The organism is Bisbaumannia pacifica (assembly GCF_007989625.1).
GTDB lineage: Bacteria > Pseudomonadota > Gammaproteobacteria > Pseudomonadales > Halomonadaceae > Bisbaumannia > Bisbaumannia pacifica.
Map to the genome: position 1 here is coordinate 22,534 of NZ_BJUK01000041.1, position 9,191 is coordinate 31,724.

Annotated in this window: 5 protein-coding genes; 4 read left to right on the plus strand and 1 reads right to left on the minus strand. The window is 67.5% G+C overall.

What is annotated here, in order from left to right; genetic code table 11:
* The first annotated feature begins 61 nt into the window (after positions 1 to 61).
* From dnaE to tilS, 3 genes are all read left to right on the plus strand, one after another.
* The gene (dnaE, locus tag HPA02_RS14560; protein WP_146803933.1) at positions 62 to 3,565 is read left to right on the plus strand and encodes a DNA polymerase III subunit alpha; all 3,504 of its coding nucleotides are present in this window, start codon (positions 62 to 64) and stop codon (positions 3,563 to 3,565) included.
* Positions 3,566 to 3,692: 127 nt separating this feature from the next.
* Positions 3,693 to 4,646: an acetyl-CoA carboxylase carboxyl transferase subunit alpha gene (gene accA / locus HPA02_RS14565; protein ID WP_146803934.1), complete on the plus strand. Its 954-nt coding sequence runs from the start codon at positions 3,693 to 3,695 to the stop codon at positions 4,644 to 4,646.
* 6 nt (positions 4,647 to 4,652) lie between these two features.
* Positions 4,653 to 5,933, plus strand: coding sequence for a tRNA lysidine(34) synthetase TilS (gene tilS, locus HPA02_RS14570; protein ID WP_146803935.1), 1,281 nt, complete (start codon positions 4,653 to 4,655; stop codon positions 5,931 to 5,933).
* On the opposite strand, the gene ppx is transcribed toward tilS, so the two are convergent.
* Positions 5,930 to 7,438: an exopolyphosphatase gene (gene ppx / locus HPA02_RS14575; protein ID WP_146803936.1), complete on the minus strand. Its 1,509-nt coding sequence runs from the start codon at positions 7,436 to 7,438 to the stop codon at positions 5,930 to 5,932. The genes tilS and ppx overlap by 4 nt on opposite strands.
* 435 nt (positions 7,439 to 7,873) lie before the next feature.
* On the opposite strand from ppx, the gene rho reads away from it, so the two are divergent.
* A complete protein-coding gene (gene rho, locus HPA02_RS14580; RefSeq protein ID WP_146803937.1) occupies positions 7,874 to 9,133 on the plus strand; it encodes a transcription termination factor Rho in 1,260 nt (419 codons plus the stop codon).
* Positions 9,134 to 9,191: the final 58 nt, after the last annotated feature.

Genomic DNA, 9,191 nt, shown 5'->3' on the forward strand with positions numbered 1-9,191 from the left:
CCCCGAATCTGGCATTATCTCTGCGCGTTTTCCGACCCCAAGCGAGCCCCACGAGTCGTCTATGAGCCCCAGCTTCGTCCACCTCCGCGTACACACCGAATACTCCCTGGTCGACGGCCTGGTGCGCCTCAAGCCGCTGATCTCGCGGAGCGCCGAGATGGGCATGCCGGCCCTGGCCATCAGCGACGAGACCAACCTCTTCGGCCTGGTCAAGGCCTACAAGTCGGCCCAGGGCGCCGGCCTCAAGCCGATCATCGGCGCCGATTTCTGGCTGCATAACGACTACGACGAGGCCCACCCCTACCGCCTGACCCTGCTGGCCATGGACGCCGAGGGCTATCGCAACCTCACCGAGCTGATCTCCCGGGGGTGGATGGAGGGCCAGCGGCTGGGGCTGCCGATCCTCCAGAAGGCCTGGGTCATCGCCCAGAGCGAGGGGCTGATCGCCCTGTCCGGCGGGCGTGAAGGGGAGGTCGGCCGCCACCTGCTCAGCGATCATCCGGACGAGGCGCGGACCCTGCTGGGGGAGTGGAACGCCGCCTTCCCGGGGCGCTTCTACCTGGAGCTGACGCGTACCGGCCGCCAGTACGAGGAGGAATGCCTGCACCTCTCGGTCGAGCTCGCCGCCGAGACCGGTACCCCGGTGGTGGCCACCAACGACGTGCGCTTTATCGACAAGGAGGACTTCTGGGCCCACGAGACTCGGGTGGCCATCGGCGAGGGGCGGGCCCTGGACGACCCGCGCCGCGAACGACGCTACAGCGAGGAGCAGTACCTCAAGAGCCCGGCGGAGATGGCCGAGCTCTTCGCGGACATCCCCGAGGCGATCGAGAACAGCCTGATGATCGCCGCCCGCTGCAATGTCGACGTGCGCCTGGGCGAGATCTTCCTGCCGGAGTTCGAGATCCCCGAGGGCATGACCCAGGACGAGTTCTTCCGCAAGGTCTCCCACGACGGGCTGACCGAGCGCCTGGATTTCCTCTATCCGGCGGCGACGTATCCCCGCGATGGCGCCGAGTATGCCGAGATCGATGCCCGCTACCGCAAGCGCCTCGACTTCGAGCTCGACATCATCATCCAGATGGGCTTCCCGGGCTACTTCCTGATCGTGATGGACTTTATCCAGTGGGCCAAGGACAACGACGTGCCGGTGGGGCCGGGGCGTGGCTCCGGTGCTGGCTCCTTGGTGGCCTACGCCCAGAAGATCACCGACCTGGACCCGCTGGAGTATGACCTGCTCTTCGAGCGCTTCCTCAACCCCGAGCGGGTCTCGATGCCCGACTTCGATGTCGACTTCTGCATGGAGAAGCGCGACCGGGTCATCGACTATGTGGCCGACCGCTACGGGCGCAACGCCGTGTCGCAGATCGTCACCTTCGGCACCATGGCCGCCAAGGCGGTGGTGCGTGACGTGGCCCGCGCCCAAGGCAAGCCCTACTCGCTGGGCGACAAGCTCTCCAAGCTGATCCCCTTCGAGGTGGGCATGACGCTGGCCAAGGCCATCGAGCAGGAGCCGGCCCTCAAGGAGTTCCTCGACAACGACGAGGAGGCCGCCGAGATCTGGGAGATGGCCAGGAAGCTCGAGGGCATCACCCGGGGCACTGGCAAGCACGCCGGGGGTGTGGTGATCGCCCCCACCAAGCTCACCGACTTCTCGCCGCTGCTGTGCGATGAGGACGGCAATGGCCTGGTGGTGCAGTTCGACAAGAACGACATCGAGGAGGCCGGGCTGGTCAAGTTCGACTTCCTCGGCCTGCGCACCCTGACCATCATCGACTGGGCCCTGGAGATGGTCGACAAGGTGCGTGCCGCCGCCGGCGAGGGGCCGCTGAATATCGACGCCATCCCGCTCGATGACGCCCCCACCTTCGAGATGCTCAAGCGCGCCGAGACCACGGCGGTCTTCCAGCTCGAATCCCGCGGCATGAAGGAACTGATCAAGCGCCTGCAGCCGGACTCCCTGGAGGACATGATCGCCCTGGTGGCGCTGTTCCGCCCCGGCCCCCTGCAGTCGGGCATGGTCGACGACTTCATCAACCGCAAGCATGGCCGGGCGGAGATCTCCTATCCCCACCCGGACTACCAGCACGACTGGCTCAAGCCGGTGCTGGAGCCCACCTACGGCATCATCCTCTACCAGGAGCAGGTGATGCAGATCGCCCAGGTGCTGGCCGGCTACAGCCTGGGCCAGGCGGACATGCTGCGCCGTGCCATGGGCAAGAAGAAGCCCGAGGAGATGGCCAAGCAGCGGGTCGGCTTCATGGAGGGCTGCGCGGCCAACGGCATCGACAAGGACCTGGCGGGCAATATCTTCGATCTGGTGGAGAAGTTCGCCGGCTACGGCTTCAATAAGTCCCACTCGGCGGCCTACGGCCTGGTCTCCTACCAGACGGCCTGGTTGAAGGCGCACTACCCGGGGCCCTTTATGGCGGCGGTGATGTCCACCGAGATGGACAACCTGGACAAGGTGGTGCCGCTGATCGAGGAGTGCCGCAACCTCAAGCTCACCGTGACGCCGCCGGACGTCAACGTCGGCACCTACAAGTTCACCGTGGATACCGAGGGCCGGGTGGTCTACGGCCTGGGCGCCATTCGCGGCGTGGGCGAGGGGCCCATCGGCGCCATCGTCGAGGCCCGCGAGGCGGAGGGCCCCTTCCAGGACCTCTTCGACTTCTGCCGCCGGGTCGACCCCAAGCGCATGAACAAGCGCACCCTGGAGGCGCTGATCCGCTCCGGCGCCCTGGACAACCTGGGGCCCAACCGCGCCGTGCTGGCCGCGGCCCTGGACGATGCCCTCAAGGCCGCCGCCCAGTCCCAGACCAACCAGAACCTCGGCATGATGGACATGTTTGGCGAGGCCTTCGCCGACGAGACCGAGGGCGGCGATGTCTACGCCGACTACCGCGGCGTGCGCGAGTGGACCGACAAGGAGCGCCTGGGCGGCGAGAAGGAGACCCTGGGGCTCTACCTGACCGGCCACCCCATCGACGAGTACGAGCAGGAACTCAAGCGCTTCGTCTCCACGCGGATCGCCGACCTGCGCCCCTCCCGGGAGCCCCAGCGGATCGCCGGCCTGGTGGTGGGGGTACGCACCATGAAGTCCAAGCGCGGTGACACCATGGCCTTCCTGACCCTGGACGACCGCACCGGGCGCATCGAGGCCTCGCTGTTTGGCGAGCTCTATGACCAACTGCGTGGCCAGATCGAGGCCGACCAGGTGCTGATCATCGAGGGCGAGGTCTCCAGCGACGACTACTCCGGTGGCCTGCGCCTGCGCGGTAAAGACGTCACCCCCATGGTGGCGGCGCGTACCCGCTACGCCCAGGCGGTGGAGCTACGCATCGACGGCCAACGCGCCAATGGCGGCCTGATCCGTAGCCTGGAGGCGAGCCTCGAGCCCTACCGCAGCGCCGAGGGGCTGCCGGTGCGCCTGCACTACCGCAACGAGCGCGCCGGCGGCTGGCTGGAGCTGGCCGAGGCCTGGCGGGTGGCCCCCAGCGATGAGCTGCTGATCGCTCTGCGCGAGGTCGAAGGCCAGGACGGGGTGGGGCTAAGTTACCGCTAGACCGCGTTGGGGAAGTGGCAGGGGTGCCTTGCGCCTCACATACAAGCTGCGATAATGCCAGGCTATCTTGCGACAATTTCCGTTGACCGCGGCGGCCGCACTGGCCGGTGCCAACCAAGCCGAGCCTATGAACCCCAACTATCTTGATTTCGAACAGCCCATTGCCGAGTTGCAGGCGAAGATCGAGGAGCTTCGCCTGGTCGGCAATGACAGCAAGATCAATATCAACGACGAGATCGCCAAGCTCGAAGAGAAGAGCAAGAAGCTCACCGAGTCGATCTTCAAGGACCTCACCCCCTGGCAGGTCTCCCAGCTGTCGCGTCACCCCCAGCGTCCCTACACCCTGGACTACCTGGAGCACGTCTTCACCGATTTCGATGAGCTGCATGGCGATCGTCACTTCGCCGACGATGCCGCCATCGTCGGCGGCATCGCCCGCCTCGACGACAAGCCGGTGATGGTGATCGGCCACCAGAAGGGTCGCGACGTCAAGGAGAAGGTGCGCCGCAACTTCGGCATGCCGCGCCCGGAAGGCTACCGCAAGGCGTGCCGCCTGATGGAGATGGCCGAGCGCTTCAAGATGCCGGTGCTGACCTTTATCGATACCCCGGGGGCCTACCCGGGCATCGACGCCGAGGAGCGCGGCCAGTCCGAGGCCATCGCCTATAACCTGGCGGTGATGTCGCGGCTCAAGACGCCGATCCTCTCCACCGTGGTGGGCGAGGGCGGCTCCGGTGGGGCCCTGGCCATCGGCGTTTGCGACGAGCTGGCCATGCTGCAGTATGCCACCTACTCGGTGATCTCCCCCGAGGGTTGTGCCTCGATCCTCTGGAAGAGCGCTGAGCGTGCCTCCGATGCGGCCCAGGCCATGGGCATCACCGCCGAGCGCCTCAACGAGCTGGGCTTCGTCGATACCCTGATCAAGGAGCCCCTGGGTGGCGCCCATCGGCATCCGATTACCACCGCCTCGCGGGTCAAGGAAGCGCTGCTCGACAGCCTCGACCGTCTCCAGGCGCTGAGTGTCGATGAGCTGCTCGAACGCCGTTACGAAAGGCTCATGAGTTATGGGGCCCCGGCGTAATCTGCCATGTCCCTGCAAGCCCTGATCGATGACGCCCTGGCGGAGACCCCGCCGGGGCGTGTCGTTTGGGTGGCCCTCTCCGGCGGCCTCGACTCCGGCCTGCTGCTGAGCCTGGCCGCGGTGGCCTGCCGTCGCCACCCCCGTCCCCTCCATGCCCTGCATGTGCATCACGGCCTGCAGGCCGCCGCCGATGACTTCGAGGCCCACTGTCGGCGCCTCTGTTCGCGGCTGGGGGTGCCGCTGTTCGTCGAGCGGGTCAGCGTAGAGGCGGAGAATGGCCTGGGGCTGGAGGGGGCCGCCCGGGAGGCCCGCTACGGCGCCTTCGCCGCCCGGGTGGCCCCCGGGGAGACCCTGTGGCTGGCCCAGCATCGCGACGACCAGGCCGAGACCCTGCTGCTGGCGGCCCTGCGCGGCGGCGGGGTGCGCGGCCTGGCGGCGATGCCGGCGCGCCGCGACTGGCGAGGCCGAGGCCTGCGGCGCCCCCTGCTGGGCGTCTCCCGGGCCGAGCTGCATCACACCGCCGAGGGGCTGGGCCTGAGCTGGGTGGAGGACCCCAGCAACGCCGAGACCCACCAGGATCGTAACTACCTGCGTCATGCGGTGATGCCGCGGCTCGAGGCCCGCTGGCCCGGTGCCGCCGCCCGGCTGGCGCGCGCCGCGGCCCGGGCCGGCGAGGCGGATGTCCTGCTCGGGGAACTGGCCGCCGAGCAGCTGGTTGCCCTGGGGGGGGATCCGGCGCGGCTGCCGGCGGCGGCGCTGGCCGCCCTGTCGCGGCCCCGTCAGCGCCTGCTGGTTCGCCATGCCTGCGAGCGGCTGGCGCTGCCGCTACCGCCGGCGGCTCGCCTGGAGAGCCTGCTGGCGCAACTGGCGGCGCGACGCGATGCCGAGGTGCGGGTCGACTGGCCCGGGGCCGAGGCGCGGCGATGGCGGGGCGATCTCTATCTGCTGGCGCCACAACGCCCCTTGGCGGATGACTGGTCCCGGGAGTGGACGGGGGCCTCGCCGTTGCCCGGCCCCTGGGGGCCGCTGACGCTCACCCTGCAAAGGGAGGGCAGCGAGACGCCGGCGCTGCTGGTGCGGCCACGCCGCGGCGGCGAACGACTGCGCCTGGTTGGTCGTGGGCATCGCGACCTCAAGCGGTTGCTTCAGGAGCGGGGGCTGCCGCCCTGGCGGCGGCAGCGGCTACTGGTGGTCTGGGCGGCAGGCGAGCCGGTGGCGGTGCTGGAGGGCGCCGAGGCGCGCTGGCTGGCGGTGGCCGAGGGATGGCGGGGGACGGGCACCGCTTAACTCGAGGGCGCTATCGTCAGGGCAAAGCCGGCGCTCTCCTGGTAGGCGACTTCCTGTTCCAGGTCGTTGCTGAGCAGGGCCTGCTCTTCCAGCTGGCTGCCCAGCCTCAGGGTCAGGGCCTCCCCGTCGGCGCTCAGCTGGAAGTCCTGCGGGGGGGATTCCGGTCGCGAGTGATTGAGCAGCACCGCCAGGCGCAGCAGCCGTGCCAGGCGCGCGTAGTCACCCTGCAGGGCCTCCGGCAACTGGGTCAGTTCCTTGGCCGGAAACTTGCGCCGATGGGCGCGGACCAGGAAGGCCAGGGCCTGCTGTTCGGGGCGGGAGAAGCCGGGCAGGTCCCCATGGGCCAATAGATAGGCGCCGTGGCGATGGAACTGGCTATGGGAGATGGCCAGGCCGATCTCGTGGAGCTGGGCCGCCCAAGCGAGGAACTCGGTCTGTTCGGTGGTAAAGGCCCAGTCATCGCGCAACTGATCCAGGAGGCGCCGCGCGCAGGCGGTGACATTGTCGGCCTGCTGGGCATCGATGCGATAGCGTTCCCGCAGGTCGGTGAGGGTCGGCAGCCGCGAGTCCTCGGCGGTATGGCGCCCCACCAGGTCGTAGAGCACCCCCTCGCGCAGGGCGCCATCGGCGAAACGCATCTCCTCGAGCTGGAAGGCCTCGAAGACGGCATTGAGGATGGCGATGCCGGCGGGAAAGACCGCGGCGCGATCCGCCTTGAGGCCCTCCATGGCGACCTTGTCGAGGCGCTTGCAACGCAGCAGCCGTTGGCGCAGGGTCCCCAGCCCCTGGCGGGTGATCAGGCCGTCGGGGCAGTCGCCGCTGGCCGCCAGCACCGCGGCGGCGGCCTTGATGGTGCCGCTGGAGCCCACCGGGTCGGCCCAGCCCAGCCGGCGATAGTGGCGACGGATATTGGCCAGTTCCGAGAGGGCGGCCAGCTCCGCGCGCCGCATGCGCTTGTCGCTGAGTTCGCCGTCGGGGAAGAAGCGGCTGGTATAGCTGACGCAGCCCATGTGCAGGCTCTCCAGCGCCAGGGGCGCGAAGTCCTCGCCGATAATGAACTCGGTGGAGCCGCCGCCGATATCGACGATCAGGCGGCGGCCGTGCACCTCGGCCAGCGCGTGGGCGGCACCCAGGTAGATCAGGCGCGCCTCCTCGCGACCGGCGACGATCTCGATGGGGTGACCCAGCAGGGCCTCGGCGCGGCGAATAAATGCCTGGCTGTTATGGGCGGCGCGCAGGGCATTGGTGCCCACCACCCGCAACTGCGACTTGGGCGTCTCCTCGAGGAAGGGAGCGAAACGGGCCAGGCAGGCCAGGGCGCGTTCCATGGCCTCCTCGCTGAGGTGACCGCTGGCATCCAGGCCGGCCGCCAGCTGCACCTTCTCGCCGAGACGCGCCACCACCTGCAGGTGGCCCTGGTGGTAATTGGCCACCAGCAGATGGAAGCTGTTGGAGCCGAGGTCGATGGCGGCGAGTCGCCGGGGGGCGGAGGGCGTCCTGCTCATGGGAGGTCCTTGCATGCGGTTCGGCTCAAGGGTGCGGCGCCTCACGAACCTTGTCAATTGCCGATACTTGCGTTTGCCGGTGAGCTTGACTACCATCGAGGCGTTCGCCTGTTCCGAATGCTTTCCGACCCTGAGTGGCGTCCGCGCCCGGTCAAGCTTCCAAGTCGTCAGACAGCCCGCTGCTTCCCCGTTCATGATGTTGCGCCTCGCCAGCATGAGCCGCTGAATCAGGCGTTCGATAACCCATCATGAACCGCACAGCGCCTCCCTCGACCCCGTGATCGTTCCTGGCTTTCCAGCCTTGTCGATCGAGCCTATCCAACGAGTGGACGCCCCAGGGCCCTGAACGCATCATACGCGGCGCATCGTCACCGCCTCCTGTCGTTTCCCGGCGCCTTGCCGTCACGCTGACACGAGCAATTTCTGAACGAACCCATGAACCTTACCGAACTCAAGCAAAAGACCGTCCCTGAGCTGCTGGATATCGCCCGCGAGATGGGCATCGATAACCTGGCCCGGTCGCGCAAGCAGGACATCATCTTCGCCATCCTCAAGAAGCACGCCAAGAGCGGTGAGGATATCTACGGTGATGGCGTGCTGGAGATCCTGCAGGACGGTTTCGGCTTCCTGCGCAGCGCCGACAGCTCCTACCTGGCCGGTCCCGACGACATCTATGTGTCGCCGTCGCAGATTCGTCGCTTCAACCTGCGCAAGGGCGACTCCATCTCCGGCAAGATCCGGCCCCCCAAGGAGGGTGAGCGCTACTTCGCCCTGCTCAAGGTCAGCCAGATCAACTTCGACAAGCCGGAGAACGCCAAGCACAAGATTCTCTTCGAGAACCTCACGCCGCTGTTCCCCCAGGAGCGGCTGCGCATGGAGATCGGCAACGGCTCCACCGAGGATCTCACCGCGCGGATCATCGATCTGACCGCGCCCATCGGCAAGGGCCAGCGTGGCCTGATCGTCTCGCCGCCCAAGGCCGGTAAGACGTTGATGCTGCAGAATATCGCGACGTCCATTACCCGCAACAATCCCGAGTGTCACCTGATCGTGCTGCTGATCGACGAGCGGCCCGAGGAGGTCACCGAGATGTCGCGTACGGTGCGTGGCGAGGTGGTGGCGTCCACCTTCGATGAGCCGCCGGCGCGCCACGTCCAGGTCGCCGAGATGGTCATCGAGAAGGCCAAGCGCCTGGTGGAGCACAAGAAGGACGTGGTGATCTTGCTCGACTCCATCACTCGATTGGCGCGGGCCTACAACACCGTGGTGCCCAGCTCCGGTAAGGTGCTCACCGGCGGTGTCGATGCCCATGCCCTGGAGAAGCCCAAGCGCTTCTTCGGCGCGGCGCGGAACATCGAGGAGGGCGGCAGCCTGACCATTATCGCCACGGCGCTGGTGGATACCGGCTCCAAGATGGACGAGGTGATCTTCGAGGAGTTCAAGGGCACCGGTAACATGGAGGCCCATCTGGACCGCAAGCTCGCCGAGCGTCGCGTCTACCCGGCCATCAATATCCGCCGTTCCGGCACGCGTCGCGAGGACCTGCTGGCCTCCGAGGATGAGATGCAGCGCATGTGGATCCTGCGCAAGCTGCTCAATCCCATGGAGGACGTGGCGGCCACCGAGTTCCTGATCGACCGCCTGAAGGATACCAAGACTAACCTGGAATTCTTCGAGGCCATGAAGCGGCGTTAATCGGAGCGGGTCGATACAAGGCAGGCGCTGAGGGGCGCTGGGGACAGGTCGGAGCAAA